This window comes from Kribbella sp. NPDC104740 (genome assembly GCF_055583505.1).
Map to the genome: position 1 here is coordinate 660,591 of NZ_JBVJNV010000002.1, position 19,988 is coordinate 680,578.

Consider the following 19,988-nt stretch of genomic DNA (forward strand, 5'->3'; position numbering starts at 1 on the left):
GAGGCTCGGCCGGGTTCCGTCCCTGGCCTACCCTGACTTGCCCCTGAGGTGCAGCAGCTGGGAGCCCGCCCAGACGACCAGGCCGAGGACCGCCATCGCGATGCCGAGGACCGCCACGCCGGTCCAGCCGGCGCGCTCGTACAGCAGACCGGACAGGCCCGAACCGATCGCACCGCCGAAGAAGACACTGCCGATGAAGACCGTGTTCAGCCGCGACCGGGCCTCCGGCCGGAGCGCGTAGATCTCCTGCTGGCTGAGCACGAGGTTGCCCTGGACGGCGAGGTCGAGCAGTACGCCGGCCAGCGCGAGCACGATCAGGTTGTGCACACCGACACCCGCGACGACCATCGCTCCGGCGGCGAGCGCGAAGACGACACCGGTCGCAGGTCGCCCGTGGCCGCGGTCCCCGACCCGGCCGGCAATCGGGGCGGCGAGCGCTCCGGCCGCGCCGACGAGCGCGAAGACCGCGATCTGCGTCTGCGAGAGGTGGTGCTGCTTGATCAGCTCGTAGGTGACCGAGGTCCAGAACGCGGAGAAGGTGCCGAACATCAGCGCCTGCATGACCGCCCGGCGGCGCAGTGCGGGCTCCTCGCGGATCAAGTGCCCGATGGAGACCATCAGGCTGCCGTAGCTGCCGGTGTGGTCGGGCTTGCGCTTCGGGAGCGTGATCGCCAGGACCACGGCCATGATCACCATCAGTACGGCGGACAGCAGGTAGACCGATCGCCAGCCCCACAGGTCGGCGAGGAAGCTCGACACGCTCCGGGCCAGCATGATGCCGAGCAGCAGCCCGCTCATCACCTGCCCGACGTACCGGCCGCCCTGGCCGGGTGGCGCGAGGTGCGCCGCGACCGGGACGACGATCTGCGCGACCACGGAGGTGAAGCCGAGGATCGCCGAGAAGACCAGGAACAGCGTCAGGTTCGTGGCCAGGGCGGCGACCGCGGACGCGACGGCGGTGACGATCAGCACCCGGGACGCGAGCGCCCGGTTCTCGATCAGGTCGCCGAGCGGCATCAGCACGATGATGCCGGCGGCGTACCCGAGCTGGGTGACCGTGACGACGATCGCGGCGGTGCTGTCGGTGACCGCGAAGGTGTGCGCGATCAGCGACAGCAGGGGCTGGGAGTAGAAGATGTTCGCGATGGACACGCCGGAGGCGGCGGCCAGGACGAAGGTCAGGGTGCGGAGCCGGCGGGAGCTGATCCCGGGTGGCGCCGCGGTGGTCTGGTGCATGCGGTTTTCCTCATCATCGAAGCGATCTGGGGCGCGGTGAGACCGAGCTCGGTCAGCAGGTCGGCACGCGCGCCGTGGGCGAGGAAGTCGTTGGGGAGCCCGAGCACGGTGACCGGGGTGGTCACGCCGTCGTCGAGCAGGGTCTGGCGCAGGCCGGCGCCGAAGCCGTTGGTCCGGACGCCGTCCTCGATGGTCACGACGCGTTGGTAGCGGCGGGCCAGGACGAGCAGGCTGTCCGGGATCGGGATGATCCAGCGCGGGTCCACGACGGTGACGCCGAGCGAGCGGGCCCCGGTCGCGCCGGCCGTGCCGTCGAGCTCGTTCGCGACCTCGAGCGCGGTCGCGACGAAGGGGCCTAGGGCAACGATCAGGACGTCGCGCCGCGGGGACTCGTGGAGGACGTCGACGCCGTCGGGGAGGCGGCGGAGCGCCGGGAGGTTCTGGGTGGCGAGGCCTTTGGGAAGGCGGAGGGCTGTTGGGGCGTCGCTTGTTCGGACGGCTTCTGCCAGCTCCTCGCGGAGAGTCGTCGCGTCGCGCGGGGCGGCGAGGCGGAGGCCGGGGACGGACTGCAGGAGGGCGATGTCCCACAGGCCGTGGTGCGTCGGTCCGTCGGGCCCGGTGACACCGGCGCGGTCGAGGACGAGGGTGACGCCCGCGCGGTGCAGGGCGACGTCGGCCTGGAGCTGGTCGATCGCGCGGGTGAGGAACGTGGAGTAGATCGCGACGACGGGGTGCAGGCCGCCGTACGCGAGGCCGGCGGCGCTGGTCACGGCGTGCTGCTCGGCGATGCCGACGTCGATGACGCGGTCGGGGAAGCAGTCGGCGAACCGCTGGAGACCTGTCGCCTGAAGCATCGCGGCGGTGACGGCGACGAGCTTCGGGTTGTCCTTGGCTTCGGCGAGCAGGGCTTCGCCGAAGACTGCCGTCCAGGTATCACCTGGGGTGCGGAGGGAGCGGCCGGTGTGCGGGTCGATCGGGCCGATGGCGTGGAACTGGTCGACCGGGTCGCGGCGGGCGAGGTCGTAGCCGCGGCCCTTCTCGGTGACGGCGTGCACGATCACCGGGCGGTTTCGGCGTTTGGCCTGCCGCAGCGCGGTTTCGAGCGCTGGGAGGTCATGGCCGTCGATCGGGCCGATGGCCTCGAGGAAGCCTGAGCGGAGGAGCTTGGGGATGGCGCCGACGGTCGGTGCGTAGGAGCGGCCGTTGTCGTTGACGACGACGACCAGGTTGCGGTCGCTTGCCGTGGTGAGGTTGTTGAGGGCTTCCCAGCTCGGACCGCCGGTGAGTGAGCCGTCGCCGATCACGGCGACGACGTGGCGGTCGTGCCGGCCGGTCAGTGCGTAGGCGCGGGAGATCCCGTCGGCCCACGACAGCGAGCTGGAGGCGTGCGAGCTCTCGACGATGTCGTGCTCCGACTCCGCACGCTGCGGATATCCCGCGAGACCGCCGCGCTGCCGGAGCCCGCTGAAGTCCTGGCGACCGGTGATCAGCTTGTGCACGTAGGTCTGGTGACCGACGTCGAAGACGATCGCGTCGCGCGGTGACGCGAAGACGCGGTGGACGGCGAGCGTCAGCTCGACGACACCGAGGTTCGGCCCGAGATGGCCGCCGGTACGGGTGACGTTGGCGACCAGGAACTCGCGGATCTCGCTCGCCAGCTGGGCGAGCTGCTCGGCGCCGAGATCGTCCAGGTCGCGGGGCCCGGTGATGCCCGGGAAGATCATCCGGCGACCACCCCGTGTGAACCGATCAGTGACACCAGCGCAGTCCCTTCCACCGACTTATTGACTTCGGGGTACACAATCACCCACCGCGCCGGGCCTGCGCAACTCGGGCCGCACGACGTCGAGGCCGACTTTTTGAACTCGCGTCATAAAAGTGGGTAGACTGCGGACATGGCGATGGGCAGACCGATGAAGTTCGAGGCCGAGCAGGTCGTCGACAAGGCGGTCGAGGTGTTCTGGCGGCAGGGTTTCGCCGCGACCACCCCGCAGAACCTGGTCGACGAGCTCGGCATCGGCAAGGGCAGCCTCTACAACACGTTCAAGAGCAAGCACCACCTCTTCGAGCTGTCGCTGCGCCGGTACAGCGCGACCCGCGTGGCCGCGCTGGCGAAGGGGCTCGAAGGGCCGGGGCCGATCGTCCCCCGGCTGCGTGAGGCGATGCGCACGCTCGCCGGGATCGGCGACCACCGCTTCGGCTGCCTGATCGTGAACTCGGTGGCCGAGCTCGGCAGCACCGACGAGAGCGTCGCCGCGGTCGCCAAGGACCTGTTCGACCAGGTCGAGGAGGCGTTCCGCTCCGCGCTGGAGCGCGCCCAGGCCGGCGGTGAGCTGACCTCGCGGCGCGCTCCCCGCGACGCGGCCGGCGCGCTGCTGGCCGCGGTGATCGGCGCCAGCGTGCTCGCCAAGAGCGGCAGCGACCCTGCCGACCTCTTCCGGACCCTCGACGCCGCCCTCCAGGACAGCTGAGCTTGCCGAGGGCAACTTCCATCAGAGATTTGCGAACGAAAGCAGGAGATCGGCAGTGTCGGTCAGCGTCACGCGGCCAGTAGCAACCAACGAACCACCACAAGAACCCGACCCGGTCCGCCCGGTCGCGCGGACCACCTCGGTGCCGCCGAAGCCGGTGCCGGTCCCGGCTGACACCCCGCCCGGCCGGCCGCCGGGCGCACCGGACGACGAGCCCCGCGAGGCCGTCGTACCGCTGCGTGGGGTGGCGAAGTCACTGGCCGCGAACATGAGCAGCAGCCTCGGCGTACCGACCGCGACCAGCGTGCGGACGGTCGCGGCGAAGCTGATGATCGACAACCGGATCGTCGTCAACAACCACCTGCGCAAGGCCCGCGGCGGCAAGGTCAGCTACACGCACCTGATCGGCTGGGCGATGGTCCAGGCGGTCAAGGACCAGCCGGGGATCAACATGTACTACGACGAGGTGGACGGCAAGCCGGTCGCGGTCACGCCGGCCTCGGTGAACCTGGGGATCGCGGTCGACGTCGTCCGGCCCGACGGAACGCGGTCGCTCGTCGTACCGAATCTGAAGCGGGCCGAGACACTCGGCTTCTGGGAGTACCTGCAGGCCTACGAGGACCTGGTCGTCCGCGCTCGCGCGAACAAGCTGACCGTCGACGACTTCACCGGTACGACGATCTCGCTCACCAACCCCGGCGCGATCGGGACCGTGCACTCGATGCCGCGGCTGATGCAGCACCAGGGCTGCGTCGTCGGCGCGGGCGCGCTGGAGGTGCCGGCCGAGTTCCAGGGCGTCAGCGACCAGGCGCGCGCCGAGCTGGCGATCGGCGCGACCGTCACGCTGACCAGCACGTACGACCACCGCGTCATCCAGGGCGCCGCGTCCGGTGAGTTCCTGCGCCGGATCGACGAGCTGCTGACCGGCGGCGACGGCTTCTACGAGGACATCTTCGCCGCGCTGCGGATCCCGTACGCGCCGATCCGCTGGGCCCGCGACATCCATGTCGACCCGGCCGGCGCGATCGGCAAGACCGCGCGCGTCCAGGCGCTGATCAACGCGTTCCGGGTCCGCGGGCACCTGATGGCCGACACCGACCCGCTGGAGTACGTGCAGCGCTCGCACCCCGATCTCGACCTGGCCGGGCACGGCCTGACCTTCTGGGACCTCGACCGCGAGTTCGTGACCGGCGACTTCGGCCCGGAACCGACGATGCTGCTGCGCGACATTCTCGGCGTCCTGCGGGACGCGTACTGCCGCACGATCGGCGTCGAGTACATGCACATCCAGGACCCGGCGCAGCGGCGCTGGTTCCAGGACCGGCTCGAACGCCCGTACGCCAAACCGAGCCACGACCAGCAGCTGCGGATCCTCGGCAAGCTCAACGAGGCCGAGGCGTTCGAGACCTTCCTGCAGACCAAGTACGTCGGCCAGACCCGCTTCAGCCTCGAAGGCGGCGAGTCCGCGATCGCGCTGCTCGACGCGCTGCTGGCCGCGGCGACCCGCGCGGAGCTGGACGGCGCGGCGATCGCGATGGCGCACCGCGGCCGGCTGAACGTGCTCACGAACATCGCCGGGAAGACGTACGCGCAGGTGTTCCGCGAGTTCCAGGGCACCGACGCCACCGACGGGTCCGGCGATGTGAAGTACCACCTCGGCACCGAGGGCCGGTACCGCGGCGCGGACGGTGCGGAGCTGCCGGTCTACCTGGCCGCGAACCCGTCCCACCTGGACGCGGTCGACGGCGTCCTGCTCGGAATCGTCCGCGGCAAGCAGGACCGGCGCGGGCCCGGCACGTTCGCGACCCTGCCGATCATCGTGCACGGCGACGCGGCGATGGCCGGGCAGGGTGTGGTCGCCGAGACCGTGCAGATGTCGCAACTGCGCGGGTACTCGACCGGCGGGACGATCCGGATCAACCTGAACAACCAGGTCGGGTTCACCACGCTGCCCACCGAGGCGCGCAGCTCGGTCTACTCGACCGACGTCACCAAGTCGGTCCAGGCGCCGGTGCTGCACGTGAACGGGGACGACCCGGAGGCCGTCGTACGGGTGGCTGAGCTGGCGTTCGCCTACCGGCAGGAGTTCGGGCGGGACGTGGTGATCGACCTGGTCTGCTACCGGCGCCGCGGGCACAACGAGGCCGACGACCCGTCGATGACGCAGCCGCGGATGTACAGCCTGATCGAGGCCAAGCGCAGCGTCCGGACGCTGTACCTCGAGGCGCTGGTCGGGCGGGGTGACATCACCCGCGCGGAGTACGAGCAGGCCGACCGCGACTTCCACGAGCGGCTCGAGCGGGCCTTCACCGAGACCGACGTGCCCGCTCGGGCTGTCGGCTCTGCGTTGATCCCGGCTGCCGGCTCGCTCGTCGTACCGGCGGTCTCGGAAGCGACCATCCAGACCATCGGCGACGCGTTCCTGAATCCCCCGGCCGGCTTCACCGTGCACCCCAAACTGCAGCAGCTGCTGGTGAAACGCCGGCAGATGAGCCGCTCCGGCGGCATCGACTGGGCCTTCGCGGAGCTGCTCGCCTTCGGATCGTTGGTGCTGGAGGGTACGCCGGTCCGGATGGCCGGCCAGGACTCGCGCCGCGGCACGTTCGTGCAGCGGCACGCCGTACTGCACGACCGCGCGAACGGCCAGGAGTGGCTGCCGCTGACCAACCTCGCCGACGGCCAGGCCCGGTTCTCGATCTACGACTCGCTGCTCAGCGAGTACGCCGCGATGGGCTTCGAGTACGGGTACTCCGTCGAGCGGCCGGACGCGCTGGTGCTCTGGGAAGCGCAGTTCGGCGACTTCGTGAACGGCGCGCAGATCGTGGTCGACGAGTTCCTGTCGTCGGCCGAGCAGAAGTGGAACCAGCGCTCCTCGCTGACGCTGCTCCTCCCCCACGGCTACGAGGGCCGCGGCCCCGACCACTCCTCGGGCCGGATCGAGCGCTTCCTGCAACTGAGCGCCGAGAACAACCTGACCGTCGCCCAGCCGTCGACGCCCGCGTCGTACTTCCACCTGCTGCGCCGCCAGGCCCAGCCCGACTCCACGACACCGCTGATCGTCTTCACCCCGAAGTCGATGCTCCGCACGCGCGGCGCCACCAGCTCGGTCAGTGAGCTCACCACCGGATCCTTCGCTCCCGTCATCGACGACCAACGAATCGGTGACAAGTCGGCCGTTCAGCGCGTACTGGTTGTCTCCGGCAAGCTGTACTACGAGCTGCTGGCCGAGCTCGCGAAGACGAACGATCACGCGGTGGCGCTGGTTCGCCTCGAGCAGTACTACCCGCTGCCTGCCGACGAGCTACGGGCTGTGCTCGCCTCCTACCCGAACGCCGACGCGTTCTGGGTGCAGGAGGAGCCGCGCAACCAGGGAGCGTGGACGTTCCTGCTGTCCGAGCTGGATCACCCGCTTCAGGTGATCTCCCGGCCGCGGTCGGCCGCGCCCTCGACGGGCTCCGGCAAGCGGCACGCGCAGGAGCAGGCGGCGCTGATCGAACGCGCGCTGCACTGACCCGGCGTGCGGCGCTGACCCGGCGTGCGGCGCTGACCGGCTCTCCCCGCCGTGCGGACTCACGGCGGGGAGGCTCTCAGTCGCGCAGGTCGAGGCGCATCAGCACGCGCGGGTGCCGGGCGAGCACCGACGTGGTGTCGGCGGCCTTGGTGTACCCGGCGCGCTCGAAGTTCTTCCGCAGCCCGGCGTACGCCATCGTGAGATCGACCTTGGCGCCCTGGTTGTCGAGCGGGTAGGCCTCGACCATCGGCGCGCCCTGCTCGCGCGCGAACTCCGTCGCACCGGTGATCAGCGCGTGCGAGATCCCCTGCTTCCGGTGACCGGGACGGACGCGGACGCACCACAACGACCAGACCGGCAGGTCGTCGAGCTGCGGGATCTTGCGGTTGCGGGCGAAGGACGTGTCCGCGCGCGGGGCGATCGCGGCCCAGCCGACCGGCGTCTCCCCGTCGTACGCCAGGACGCCGGGCGCCGGCTTGACCTTGCAGAGCTTCTCGACGTACTCGCCGCGGGCGGGGCCCTGGAGCTCGTTGTTGAGCTTGGAGGGGATCCGGTAGCTCAGGCACCAGCACACGTTCGCGGTCGGCGACTTCGGGCCGATCACCGCGCGTACGTCCTCGAACACGACCGCCGGCCGGATCTCGATCACCATGCCCCCACGATGCCACGCCCGGGGGCGTGATTCGCGCCACGACGTGTCACATGCGAGCGGGCTGCGGGGTCGTATCTGTGACGGCGTGAACGATCCACAGGAGGGCCGAGTCATGCAACGTCCCTGGAGCAACCTGCGTACGCGGGTGTTTCCCGACCACTGGTCGCTGCTGTTCGGCCAGATCGCGTTCTACAGCTTCGTGGTGATCGTGCTCACCGGCGTGCTGCTGAGCATCTTCTACGAACCGTCGATCGAGACCGTGGTCTACAACGGGCCGTACATCCCGTTGCGCGGCGTACCGATGTCCGGGGCGCTGGAGTCCACGCTGAAGATCAGCTTCGAGGTCCGCGGCGGGCTGCTGGTCCGCCAGATGCACCACTGGGCCACGCTGCTGATGGTCGCGGCGATGATGCTGCACCTGCTGCGGCTGTTCTTCACCGGTGGGTTCCGCCGGCCGCGGCGGCTCAGCTGGTTGGTTGCCTTCGGCCTGCTTCTGGCGATGCTCGGCGCGGCGCTGACCGGGACCGGGCTGCCCGACGACATGGCGTCCGGGATGAGCCTCGCCGTCACCGACGGCGTCCTGCAGGCGACACCGTTCGTCGGCACCTGGATCTCGTCGCTGGTGTTCGGCGGCGAGTTCCCCGGCAACGTGATCGCCACCTTCTACCCGCTGCACGTGATCGTGCTGCCGGTCGCGATCCTCGGCCTGTTCGTGGTGCTCGCGCTGCTCGCGCTCAAGCACGGACCCGCCCAGTACGCCGGTCCCGGGCACACCGAGGACAACGTGGTCGGGAACTCGTTCAAGATCTCCGCGGTGAAGAGCTTCGGGCTGTTCTGCTTCGTCACCGCCGTCACGTTCCTGATGGGGTCGACGGCAACCATCAACCCGATCTGGCTGTACGGCCCCGCCGACCCCGCGAACGCCTCGGCCGGTGTCGGACCGGCCTGGTACCTGGCGTTCCTCGACGGCTCGCTGCGGCTGGCGCCGCCCGGCTGGGAGTTCGTGCTGTGGGGCAAGACCTTCACGCTGGCGATCCTGGTCCCGGTCGCGCTCTGCACGCTGTTCCTCGGGCTGGTCGCGGCGTACCCGTTCATCGAGGAGTGGCTCACCGGTGACCACGCCGACCACAACATCCTCGACCGCCCCCGCTTCAACCCGACCCGGACCGGCATCGGCGTCGCCGGGATGACCTTCTACGGCGTGCTCTGGGCCGCCGCGAGCGCCGACACGATGGCGATCCTCTTCCACCTGTCCGTCAACACCCTCCTGCACGCCTTCCAGGTGCTGCTGTTCATCGGCCCGCCGATCGCGTTCCTGGTCACCCGCCACATCTGCACCGGCCTGCAGGACCACGACCTCGACGTCGCCACCCACGGCATCGAGACCGGCCAGATCATCCGCCAGCCCGACGGCGGCTACGTCGAACTGCACCGCCCGGTCACCGAGCTCCGGCGCCGGGAGCTGACCGAGGGTTCCGAGCCGACCGAGAGCACCGAGGTCGCCGTACCGGCGCACAAGTGATGGTCAGAGGACCTGGGTCGAGCGCAGTGCCTCGCGGAGGTGGCGGCGTTGGGTGACGCCGAGTTTGGCGAAGACCTTGCGCATGTGCCACTCGACGGTGCGGGGGCTGATGAACAGCTCGGCGCCGATCTCCGGGTTGGTGAGGCCGTCGGTGGCGAGGCGGGCGATGTGGAGCTCCTGGGCGGTGAGGCCCTGGGTCGTGTCGACGGTGCGTTTGCGGGCGGTCTCGCCGGTCGAGGCGAGTTCGCGGCGGGCGCGTTCGGCGAAGGCGTCGAGGCCCATAGCGTTCGCGGCGTCGTGCGCGGCGCGCAGCTGGTCGCGGGCCTCGACGCGGCGGCCCTCGCGGCGTAGCCACTCGCCGTACAGGAGCTTGGCGCGCGTCAGCTCAGTCTGTACGGCGGTCTGCTGCAACTGCTCGATCGCCTCCCGGTACAGGTCCTCAGCAGCGCCACCTTCCCGCAGCTGCGCCTCCGACCGCGCCGACACCCCCAGCGCCCACGCCGTCCCGCTGGCCTGCGTCAGCTCAGCCAGCTGCTCGTACGCCGCCACTGCCGTGTTCCGCTCGCCAGCACGCACCGCCGCCTCGACCAGCTCGACCAGTCCCCAGTTCGACACCCCGATCTCGGTCGGGTACGCCGCGGCCTCGCGCGCGGCGACCAGCGCGTCGCCGTACCGGCCGAGGCCGTTGAACAGGATCGCCCGCGCCCAGTTCGTCAGTGAGACCCCGATCCCCTCGCCGCGCGCGCTGACCTCGGGCAGCGCCGCGGCGATCAGCGGCAGTGCGACGTCCTCGTGCCCGCGGAACGCCGCCAGCCCGATCGCGGCGTACGGCGACAACCGGCTCTCGGCCGCGCCGGCGACCACGTCGATCTCCTCGACCATCCGCCCAGCCGCAGCCAGATCCCCCGTGAACAGCTCGACGAAGACCCGCGTCGTCAGCGCGAGCGGCAGCGCACTCAACGCTCCCGCTTCGCGCACGATCTTCAGGTGCCGGTCGGTCAGCCGCCGCCAGGTCTGCTCGTCCCACAGGTCCGACGCCGTCACCGCGGCCAGCCACATGAACCGCACGCCCTCCTCCAGCGACAAGTCGTCGCTGTCGAACGCACGGGTCGCGAACCGGAGCAGCGGCGCGCCGGCCGCATACCCGTCGGCGTACAGCACGGCGACGCCGCGCAGCAGCAGGTCGCCCCGGCTCAGCTCGGTGATCGAGGCCGCCGCACGCCGCGCCGCCTCCGCGACCTCCGAAGGCCCCGAGCCCGAGACCAGTCGCCCGGCGAAGAGCGCGGCGGTCAACGCATCCACGTAGCAGTCGAGCGCCTGCCGAGCATCCAGTGGCTCCAACCGCCGTGCCGCCTTCAAAAGCATCGGCAACGCCTCGTTCGCCCGGTGCGCGGCAAACCCGATCTGCGCCCGCAGCACGTCCACGTGCACCCGCTGCAGATCGTCGAGCGGCCCGTGCTCGGCCACCGCCAGCAGACTGAGCGCAGCCTCCAGACTCCCCGCATGCAACATCGCCTGTACGGCGGCCAACTGGCGCCGGGCCCGATCCTCGGCCCCCGGCGTCAGCATCGCGGCGTACTCCAGAAAGGCGGCCGCCGCGGCCAGCCCGCCGTGCTCGAGCGCCCGGTCGGCCCGATCCTCCAGCTCGGCCGCGATCCCCTCGTCCGGACCGGTCGCCGCGTGCGCCATGTGCCAGGCCCGCCGATCCGGGTCCACCTCGGCATTCGTCACCGAGGCCAGCGCCCGGTGCACCGCGCGCCGCTCAGCCGCCGACGCGAACCGGTACACCACCGACCGCACCAACGGATGCCGGAAGCGAACCGTGTCCCGCAGCTCGATCAGCCCGGCCCGCTCCGCCGGCCCGGCCGCCTCTGGACCAGCGCCGACCAGCGCCGCCGCCCGCCACAGCAACGCCACGTCACCCAACGGCTCGGCCGCAGCAGTCAGGAGCAACCGCCGCGAGTCCTCAGGCAGCGGTTCGAGCTGAAGCCGGAACCCGTCCTCCATCCGGCTCACCAGAGGCCCGGCGGGGTGCGGCCCGAAGGTCAGCTCGGTCGCCGTCAGCCAGTGCGGCAGCTGAAGCAGCGCCAGCGGATTCCCGTGCGCCTCGGCGAGGATGCGGCGCCGTACCCGGTCATCCAGCGGACCGGTGAGCGCCGACTCGAGCAACGCCTCCGCGGCGTCGTCGGCCAGTCCGCGAACCGTCAGCTCCGGCAGCCCGGTCCACAGCCGGTCGTGCTTCCCGGGCCGCGTGGCGAAGACCAGTACGACGGACTCCACGGCCAGCCGCCGCGCGACGAACACCAGCGTCTGCACCGACGCGTGGTCGAGCCACTGCGCGTCGTCGATCAGGTACACCAGCGGCTGCGTCCGCGCGCCTTCGGACAGCAGGCTCAGCGTCGCGAGCCCGACCAGGAACCGGTCCGACGGCCCGGTCCGCAGCCCGAACGCCGTCCCGAGGGCATCGGCCTGCGGCGACGGCAGCCGCCGTACGCCGTCGAGCAACGGCTCGCACAGCTGGTGCAGGCTCGCGAACGCCAGCTCCATCTCGGACTCGACGCCGGAGACCCGCAGGATCCGGCTGCCGGCCGCGGTCTCGGCCAGGTGCTCGAGCAGCGCGGTCTTCCCGATCCCCGGTTCACCGTGCACGACGAGCGCGGCGCTGCGGCCGGACCGTGCGGTCCGCACCAGACCGTCCAGCGTCTCGCACTCGTGGTGCCGTCCGTACAGGCCCGGCCACGCGCTGTTCGGTTCCGGCACGGCCCCTCCTGCAACTCGCCTCTCACAGTCCCAAAAACCCGGCCGGGACCGCAACCACCCCAGCCAGGGAGGGGACCAGGCAACGACACGGGCGCGACCGGCCAGTACTCACACCGAAGCTCGGGGTGGCATCCCAGATCCGTTCCCCTGAAGGGAGTTCACCCATGAACAGCACCGAGGAGGGCGCCACCCCGCAACGCCTGTCCCGTCGCGGTTTCGTCGGCACCGCCGCGGCCGTCACCGGGGTCTCACTGGCCGGCGCCTGGGCCGTTCCGGCGTCCGCCGGTACGCCGGAGGGCTTCGGCGCGGTCTCCACGTCGCCGAATCTCCCGTCCGGTTTCGGCCGGACGTTCAAGAGCCGCTTCGTGCACGCCAACGGCATCCGCCAGCACGTCGTCGTCGGGGGCGACGGCCCGCCGCTGCTGCTGATCCACGGCTGGCCGGAGAACTGGTACGCCTGGCGCTTCCTGATGCCCGCCCTGGCCAAGGACTTCACCGTGATCGCCGTCGACCAGCGCGGGATCGGCCTGACCGACAAGGCCCGCGACGGGTACGACACGGCGACGCTCGCCGACGACCTCGCCGCACTGATGACCGCGCTCGGCCACCAGCGGTTCTCCGTGGTCGGCCACGACACCGGCTACATCATCGGGTACGCGCTCGCCGCCGACCACCGCGACCGCGTCGACCGGCTGGTGGTCGCCGAGATCCCCGGCCCGCCCGGGCTGGTCGATCCCGACCACGCTCCCCCGCCGTTGTTCGTCCCGGCGTTCCTCAACGACAAGCTCTGGCACATCCCGTTCAACCGGGTGAACGACGAGCTGATCGTCGACATGGTCCGCAGCAACGCCGACGCGTACTACCGCTACGAGTACACGATCCAGGGCGGCGGCCCGCCGCTGCTGCCGGAGTCCGCGATCAAGTACTACGTCGCCCTCTACACCCGCGACCGCGCGACGCTGCGGGCGAGCTTCGGGCTGTACCGGGCCTGGGACGCGATCCTGGCGCAGAACGCGCAGCGGCAGGCCGACAAGCTGACCATCCCGGTGCTCGGCATCGGTGGCGCGAACAGCTGGGGACCGGCCGCGGCCGACGGGATCAGGCCGGCCGCGACGAACGTCCAGGGCCTGGTGGTCCCGAACGCCGGCCACTGGCTCGCCGAGCAGGCGCCCGCGGTGATGATCCAGGCCGTCCGCCGCTTCCTCACCGCCTAGGTAGTGGCTGTGTACGGCCCATTGCTGATGCCACAACCCGGTGCCAAGGTGAGCAGATCGGCCCGCCGACCCACGACGGGCCGTCAGGGTGCTGGGCGGTGTGGCATGGAGGACTGGCCGGGGCTGCGCGGGCGGAGCAGCGAGCGCGAGACGTTGACCGAGCTGGTGCGGACCACTGTGGCCGGCCGGAGTCAGGTGCTGGTGCTGCGCGGCGAGGCCGGGATCGGCAAGTCGGCACTGCTGGAGTACCTGCTCGGGCTCGCCACCGACTGTCGGGTACGGCGGGCCGCCGGGGTCGAGTCGGAGATGGAGCTGCCGTTCGCGAGCCTGCACCAGCTGTGCGGCCCGTTCCTCGACCGGCTGCCCGAGCTGCCGGAACCGCAGCGGCAGGCGCTCGCGACGACGTTCGGTCTGCGGCCGGGCAACCCGCCGGACCGCTTCGTGGTCGGGCTGGCCGTGCTGACGCTGCTCTGCGACGCCGCCGAGGAGCGGCCGCTGATCTGCGTGGTCGACGACGCGCAGTGGCTCGACCAGGCCTCGGCGCAGACGCTGGAGTTCGTCGCGCGCCGGCTCGGCGCGGAGCGGCTCGCGATGGTCTTCGCGGTCCGTACGCCGGAAGCGTCGCCGACGCTGACCAACCTGCCGCAGCTCTCGCTGGCTGGTCTCGCCAGCCGCGACGCGGCGGAGCTGCTGGAGTCGGCGATCGGCAGCCGGCTGGACCAGCGGGTGCGTGATCGGGTGCTGGCGGAGGCGCGCGGCAATCCGCTTGCGTTGCTGGAACTGCCGAGGCAGCTGTCGTCCGCGGAACTGGCGTTCGGGTCGGTCGGGGACGCCGGTGACTCGGGCCAGGCTCTCCTCCCCGTCGACCCAGTTGGCCGGGTGCAGCAGGCGTTTCTGATGCAGCTCGATGACCTGCCGGCTGCGGCGCGGCAGCTGGTCCTGCTGGCAGCCGCCGACCCGGTCGGCGATCTCGATCTGCTCCGGCGGGCCGCCGTACGGGCCGGGATCTCGTACGAGGTCGATCTGGGCGACCTGCTCGACCTTCGGCACCGGGTCGAGTTCCGGCACCCACTGATCCGATCGGTGGCCTACCGCGCAGCGCCTCCGGCAGAACGCCGTACAGCGCACGAAGTACTCGCCGCCGTCACCGACCCCGAGACCGATCCCGACCGGCGCGCCTGGCACCGCGCCCGCGCGGCGGCCGAGCCGGACGAGCAGATCGCCGCCGAGCTCGAACAGTCCGCCGACCGCGCCCAGGGCCGCGGCGGGCTCGCCGCAGCCGCCGCGTTCATGGAGGTCGCCGCGACCCTCACCCCCGACCCGACTCGCAAGGCCGAGCGCTCCCTGGTCGCCGCCCAGGCGAAAGCAACCGCCGGAGCCTTCGACGACGCGCAGGCTCTCCTGGCGATCGCCCAGGCCGGGCCGCTCGACGAGGCCGAGAGCGCGCGGCTGCAGCTGCAGCAGGCGCAGATCGCCCACTACTCCCAGCACGGCAACAAGGCCCTGCCGCTGCTGCTCGCCGCCGCCCGCCGGCTGGAGCCGACCGACCCGAAGCTCGCCCGCGAGACCTACCTCGACGCGCTGGCCGCCGCGATGTTCGCGGGCCGGCTCGCCGAGGGACAGGGCGACGGCATGCGGCAGGTCGCCGAGGCGATGCGGAAGGTCCAGCTCCCCAGTACGCCGAGCAAGCCCGACCAGCTGCTGCAGGACATCGCGGTGCTCTACACCGACGGGTACGCCGCGGCCGCGCCGCGGCTGCTCGACACCGTGCAGGCGTTCGGGCGCGACGAGCTGACGATGGACGAAGCGGTTCGCTTCGCCTGGCTCGCCGCCTGCGCGGCCACCGACCTGTGGGACGACGCCAACTGGGACACGCTGACCCGGCGGCACCTGGACGCGATCCGGTCGATCGGCGCGCTCAGCGTGCTCCCGGTCGCGCTGAACAGCCGGATCATCTACGACCTCTACAGCGGCGACCTGACCGAGGCGAAGGCGCTGGTCGCCGAAGCGGAATGGGTCGCCGACGTCACCGGCGGCCAGAACACGATGATCCCGTACGGCGACGTCAGCCTGCACGCGGCGCGCGGCGACGCGGCATCCGCGGAAGGTCGCTACCAGCAGCTGCTCGCCGACGTCGGCGCGCGTGGCGAGGGCGTCGGGCTGAACATGATCGGCTGGTTCCAGGCGATCATGTTCAACAGCCTCGGCCGGTACGACGAAGCCGTCGTCGCCGCGCGGATGGCCGCGATGGCACCGCTCGAGATCGGGCCGCCGAAGTGGGCGCTGGCCGAGCTGGTCGAAGCCTGTGCCGGCAGCGGGAACCGCAAGGAGGCTGCGGGCGTACTCGAGCAGTTGGCGTCGTACGCGCGGGCCAGCGGGACCGAGGCGGCGCTCGGGGTGCTGGCCGGGCGGACGGCGTTGGTGACCGGCGCCGAGGACTGCCACCGCGAGGAGATCGAGCGGCTCGAACGCACCACGCTGCGGGTCGAGCTGGCGCGGGCCCGGCTGCGGTACGGCGAGTTCCTGCGGCGGTCGGACCGGCGCAGCGATGCTCGCGCGATGCTGCGGACGGCGTACGAGCAGCTGGACGGGCTCGGCCTCGACGGGTTCGCCGAACGCGCCCGCAAGGAGCTCAGCGCGCTCGGCGAATCGATCACGCGCACCGACCGGACGCCGGAGAACCTGACCAGCCAGGAGGCGCACATCGCGCGGCTGGTCGCGGACGGGCTGACCAACCCCGAGATCGGTGCGCTGCTGTTCATCAGCCGGCGCACAGTCGAGTGGCACCTGCGCAAGGTGTTCGCGAAGCTCGGCGTCTCCACCCGGCGGCAGGTCCGCCAGTCGCTGCCGGGCTTCGTGCCGGGCTGACCCCAGGGAGCACCGATGAGCCACCACCCGCCGCTGCGCCGGCCGCCGTCGCTGGACGGGCAGTCCGCCGTCTCCGACCCGGCCGCGCAGTTCCTGGCCACCGAGCACTGGAGCCTGCTCGCCACCCGGTCGATGACCTGGACCGAGATCTTCAGCCGGACCAACACCTACCTGACCGTGCTGTCCGCGACAGTGATCGCGCTCTCGCTGGTCGCCAACGCCAGCGGCTTCGGCCGGGACTTCCTGACCTTCGCGCTGCTGGTGATCCCGGTCGTGCTGCTGATCGGGATCGGTACCTTCTTCCGGCTGGTCGAGGCCGACGTCGAGGACGCCTGGCTGGTGATCGGGATGAACCGGCTGCGGCACGCCTACCTCGAGCTCGCGCCCGAGCTGGAGCCGTACTTCGTCGCGAGCCACCACGACGACCCGCCGGGCATCCTGACGACGTACAGCTTCCGGAGCCGGGTCGGGCTGACGCACTGGCTGTCGGGGTCGCCGGTGGTGGTCGGGATCATCGACTCGGTGGTCGTCGGAGTGCTGGCGGCGCTGGTCGCGGAGGCGGCCGACGCCGGGGGCATGCTGCGGACGCTGATCGGTGGGGTGGCCGCGGTGGTGACGGCGGCGCTGCTCGGGTTCGCCGTCTACCGCAGGCTGCGCGAGGTGACCCAGGACTACCATCCGCGCTTCCCGCGGTGAGGTGGCCCGGGTCCGCACCAGTGGGCTCGACGGGCGCGACGTTGCGGCGTACGGCGTGAGGCTGAGGGCGTCATCGTTCGCAGGCCGAGGAGGCGTCATAAGTACCACCATCGACACCAGCACCGACATCAGGTCGTTCCACGTCCAGGTCCCGCAGGAGCAGCTCGACGACCTGCGCCGGCGGATCGCGTCGGCGCGCTGGCCCAGCCCGGAGCTCGTCACCGACCGCTCGCAGGGCGTCCAGCTGGCGACGCTGCAGGAGCTCGCGCGGTACTGGACGAGCGAGTACGACTGGCGGCGGTGCGAGACGCGGCTGAACGCGCTGCCGCAGTTCACCACCGAGATCGACGGGGTCTCGATCCACTTCGTCCACGTGCGGTCGCCGCACGAGAACGCGCTGCCGCTGATCATGACGCACGGGTGGCCGGGGTCGGTCGTCGAGCTGCTCGACACAGTGGGTCCGCTGACCGATCCGACGGCGTACGGTGGTCGTGCGGAGGACGCGTTCCACCTGGTGCTGCCGTCGCTGCCGGGGTACGGGTTCTCCGGTGAGCCTGGTGAGCTCGGGTGGGAGAACGGGCGGATCGCGCATGCGTGGGGTGAGCTGATGGGTCGGCTCGGGTACAGCCGGTACGTCGCGCAGGGCGGGGATGTCGGTGCCGCGGTGACGGATGCGATGGGGCGGCACGGGACTGCTGGGCTGGTGGGGATCCACGTGAACCTGCTCGCGACGGCGCTCGGGGTGGTCGATCTGCTGCCGGCGTCGACGGACGAGGAGCGGTCGGCACACGCAGCGCTGAAGGTGTTCACGACCGAGGGGTTCGGGTACTTCCTCGAGCAGTCGACGCGGCCGCAGACGATCGGGTACTCGTTGCTCGACTCGCCCGTCGGGCTGGCCGCCTGGATGCTGGATCACGACACCGACAGCTACCTGAAGATCTCGCGGGCGTTCCTCGACGGGGATCCTTCTGGTGGACTGACGCGGGACAGCATCCTCGACAACATCACGCTGTACTGGCTGACGGGGACCGGTACGTCGGCGGCGCGGTGGTACTGGGAGTTCGGTCAGTTCCTGGCGGCCGCGGCGGGGCACACGCCGCCGCCGGTGCAGGTGCCGGTCGGGTTCTCGACGTTCCCCGGTGAGATCTGGGCGTCGCCGCGGAGCTGGGCCGAGACGGTGTACCCGGGACTGGCGTACTTCAACGTCGTACCGCGCGGCGGGCACTTCGCGGCGTGGGAGGAGCCGGCGCTGTTCGCGGCGGAGGTCCGGGCGGCGTTCCGGTCCCTGCGCTGATCCCGGCGACGCATGGGTTTAGATGGGAGCATGCGCTTCTCGATCAACATTCCGAACTTCGGGGACTTCGCCGACGCCCACACCGTCGCGCGGGTGGCGGTCGCGGCCGAGCAGGCCGGGTGGGACGGGCTGTTCCTCTGGGACCACGTCGTGCACACCAAGGCCAAGCGGGTCGGGCAGCCGTTCGGGGACCCGTGGATGCTGATGACCGCCGCCGCGCTGGCGACCTCGCGGATCACGCTCGGTCCGCTGGTGACGCCGGTCGCGCGGCGGCGGCCCGAGCAGCTCGCCCGCCAGGTCGCGACCCTCGACGCGATGAGCGGCGGGCGGGTCGTCTTCGGCGCCGGGCTCGGCGGGCCGATCGACGACGAGTTCGGGAGCTTCGGCGACGAGACCGACCCGAAGGTGCTCGCCGGCCGGCTCGACGAAGGGCTGCAGCTGCTCGCGGAGTACTGGTCGGGATCTCCCGTCAACCACGAGGGCGAGCACTACCGCGTGCGCGACGTGACGTTGCTCCCGGCAACTGTTTCGCGGCCGCGTCCGCCGGTGTGGATCGCGGGATACTGGCCGCGCAAGGCGCCGATGCGGCGCGCGGCCCGCTGGGACGGCGCCGTACCGCTGTTCCAGAACGCCAACCACGGCGTCGCGCCGGCCGTCGAGGGGCTGCGGGACCTGGTCGCGTTCCTCGACGCGGAGCGCGACGGTTCGCCGTACGACGTTGTTGTCGGAGGCATCAGTCCCGGTGACGCCGCGGGAGCGCGGGCGCTCGTCGAACCGCTCGCCGAGGCGGGCGCGACCTGGTGGGACGAGCGGCAGCTGATCACCGGCCCCGACTTCTACCGGCTGGAGCCGGTCCTGCGCCGGATCGAGCAGGGACCGCCGCGACTCGGCTGAGCGTTACCACTTCGTCATCCAACCAAAACGCTGGAATCCCCGTCTACCAAGGCAATCAAGTAGACAACACCAGGGGGATTCACCATGCGTTCGAACCTTCTCGCCCGCGCCGCGGTCGGCCTCGTCACGGCCGCGGCCGCCATCACCGGCACCGTTCTGGTCGCCGCCCCGGCCGACGCCGCGACGGCGTTCGACTGCCTCAAGGTGCTGACCGAGCCGCAGCGCTGGGGGCAGGACGAGACGATGACGACCAAGGGCTCGCTGACCTTCTACACCGGCTGGCCGAGCAAGGCGTCGACCTGCGCGGGCGTCTCGGTCTCGCTCGGGATCAGCCGCGAGAACACCCGCGACTTCCGCAACCAGAACACCCGCCGGATCGTCGACCCGCGCCGGATCGACCACTACTCCAGCACCTTCAAGTTCGGCACCGACGGCTACGGCGACTGGATGATCCGCCAGATCGCCGTCAAGGACCGCAGCGGCAAGCTCGCCGTGAAGACCTTCACCCGCGACACCACCCCGCGCGTCCTGCGGCTGCGCTTCGCCTCCACGATCACCGCGAACCCGCGCGGCAAGCTCGTCCCGAAGAGCGGCCGGCTCGCCGTCCAGGGGAACCTGAAGTCGTGGCACTACACCGGCCGCCAGGTCAACGTGCAGAAGCAGCAGGTCGTCGTACAGGTCCGCAAGGGCGCAGGCGACTACGTCACGAAGGCCACCGCCACCACCAACACCGCGGGCAACTTCGCGACCAGCATCCCGGCCGCGGGCCTGAAGGGCTACTCGGTCCGGGTCGCGTACTACTCGAAGATCCCGATCGTCGGCAACCAGTGGCAGTACCTCGGCACGATCTCCTGACGCGGCGATCTCCCG

General features: G+C 71.2%; 13 protein-coding genes. 9 read left to right on the forward strand and 4 right to left on the reverse strand.

Features of this window, described 5'->3' with window-relative positions:
• Nucleotides 1–27: 27 nt before the first annotated feature.
• The gene (locus tag ACZ6Z4_RS12670) at nucleotides 28–1,236 is read right to left on the reverse strand and encodes an MFS transporter (RefSeq protein WP_465562103.1); all 1,209 of its coding nucleotides are present in this window, start codon (nucleotides 1,234–1,236) and stop codon (nucleotides 28–30) included.
• A complete protein-coding gene (locus tag ACZ6Z4_RS12675; protein ID WP_465562105.1) occupies nucleotides 1,179–2,960 on the reverse strand; it encodes a 1-deoxy-D-xylulose-5-phosphate synthase in 1,782 nt (593 codons plus the stop codon). The genes ACZ6Z4_RS12670 and ACZ6Z4_RS12675 overlap by 58 nt, the downstream gene beginning before the upstream one ends.
• A gap of 171 nt (nucleotides 2,961–3,131) precedes the next feature.
• On the opposite strand from ACZ6Z4_RS12675, the gene ACZ6Z4_RS12680 reads away from it, so the two are divergent.
• Together ACZ6Z4_RS12680 and ACZ6Z4_RS12685 are read left to right on the forward strand one after the other, a co-directional pair.
• The gene (locus ACZ6Z4_RS12680; protein ID WP_465562107.1) at nucleotides 3,132–3,707 is read left to right on the forward strand and encodes a TetR/AcrR family transcriptional regulator; all 576 of its coding nucleotides are present in this window, start codon (nucleotides 3,132–3,134) and stop codon (nucleotides 3,705–3,707) included.
• Entirely contained in the window at nucleotides 3,661–7,218 is a 3,558-nt protein-coding gene (locus ACZ6Z4_RS12685; protein WP_465563754.1) for a multifunctional oxoglutarate decarboxylase/oxoglutarate dehydrogenase thiamine pyrophosphate-binding subunit/dihydrolipoyllysine-residue succinyltransferase subunit, read from the forward strand. The genes ACZ6Z4_RS12680 and ACZ6Z4_RS12685 overlap by 47 nt, the downstream gene beginning before the upstream one ends.
• 76 nt (nucleotides 7,219–7,294) lie before the next feature.
• Here ACZ6Z4_RS12685 and ACZ6Z4_RS12690 read toward each other — a convergent pair whose 3' ends face one another.
• Nucleotides 7,295–7,870 (reverse strand): GNAT family N-acetyltransferase, encoded by a 576-nt coding sequence (locus ACZ6Z4_RS12690; RefSeq protein ID WP_465562109.1) that lies wholly within the window; start codon nucleotides 7,868–7,870, stop codon nucleotides 7,295–7,297.
• Nucleotides 7,871–7,982: 112 nt separating this feature from the next.
• On the opposite strand from ACZ6Z4_RS12690, the gene qcrB reads away from it, so the two are divergent.
• The gene (qcrB, locus tag ACZ6Z4_RS12695) at nucleotides 7,983–9,392 is read left to right on the forward strand and encodes a cytochrome bc1 complex cytochrome b subunit (RefSeq protein WP_465562111.1); all 1,410 of its coding nucleotides are present in this window, start codon (nucleotides 7,983–7,985) and stop codon (nucleotides 9,390–9,392) included.
• Nucleotides 9,393–9,395: 3 nt separating this feature from the next.
• On the opposite strand, the gene ACZ6Z4_RS12700 is transcribed toward qcrB, so the two are convergent.
• The gene (locus tag ACZ6Z4_RS12700) at nucleotides 9,396–12,152 is read right to left on the reverse strand and encodes an ATP-binding protein (RefSeq protein WP_465562113.1); all 2,757 of its coding nucleotides are present in this window, start codon (nucleotides 12,150–12,152) and stop codon (nucleotides 9,396–9,398) included.
• Nucleotides 12,153–12,316: 164 nt separating this feature from the next.
• Here ACZ6Z4_RS12700 and ACZ6Z4_RS12705 point away from each other — a divergent pair, with 164 nt between their 5' ends.
• The 6 genes from ACZ6Z4_RS12705 to ACZ6Z4_RS12730 all read left to right on the forward strand — a co-directional run bounded on the left by ACZ6Z4_RS12705 (nucleotide 12,317) and on the right by ACZ6Z4_RS12730 (nucleotide 19,973).
• Nucleotides 12,317–13,366 carry an alpha/beta fold hydrolase gene (locus tag ACZ6Z4_RS12705; RefSeq protein WP_465562115.1) on the forward strand — a complete coding sequence of 350 codons (1,050 nt, stop codon included), beginning with the start codon at nucleotides 12,317–12,319 and terminating at the stop codon, nucleotides 13,364–13,366.
• Between the two features lie 105 nt (nucleotides 13,367–13,471).
• Nucleotides 13,472–16,234 (forward strand): ATP-binding protein, encoded by a 2,763-nt coding sequence (locus ACZ6Z4_RS12710; RefSeq protein ID WP_465562118.1) that lies wholly within the window; start codon nucleotides 13,472–13,474, stop codon nucleotides 16,232–16,234.
• A gap of 15 nt (nucleotides 16,235–16,249) precedes the next feature.
• A complete protein-coding gene (locus ACZ6Z4_RS12715) occupies nucleotides 16,250–16,930 on the forward strand; it encodes a hypothetical protein (protein ID WP_465562120.1) in 681 nt (226 codons plus the stop codon).
• 1 nt (nucleotide 16,931) lies between these two features.
• On the forward strand, nucleotides 16,932–18,224 hold the full coding sequence (locus ACZ6Z4_RS12720) for an epoxide hydrolase family protein (protein WP_465562122.1): 1,293 nt from the start codon (nucleotides 16,932–16,934) through the stop codon (nucleotides 18,222–18,224).
• Between the two features lie 30 nt (nucleotides 18,225–18,254).
• Nucleotides 18,255–19,118: an LLM class flavin-dependent oxidoreductase gene (locus tag ACZ6Z4_RS12725; RefSeq protein WP_465562124.1), complete on the forward strand. Its 864-nt coding sequence runs from the start codon at nucleotides 18,255–18,257 to the stop codon at nucleotides 19,116–19,118.
• A gap of 84 nt (nucleotides 19,119–19,202) precedes the next feature.
• Entirely contained in the window at nucleotides 19,203–19,973 is a 771-nt protein-coding gene (locus ACZ6Z4_RS12730) for a hypothetical protein (protein ID WP_465562126.1), read from the forward strand.
• Nucleotides 19,974–19,988 lie beyond the last annotated feature (15 nt).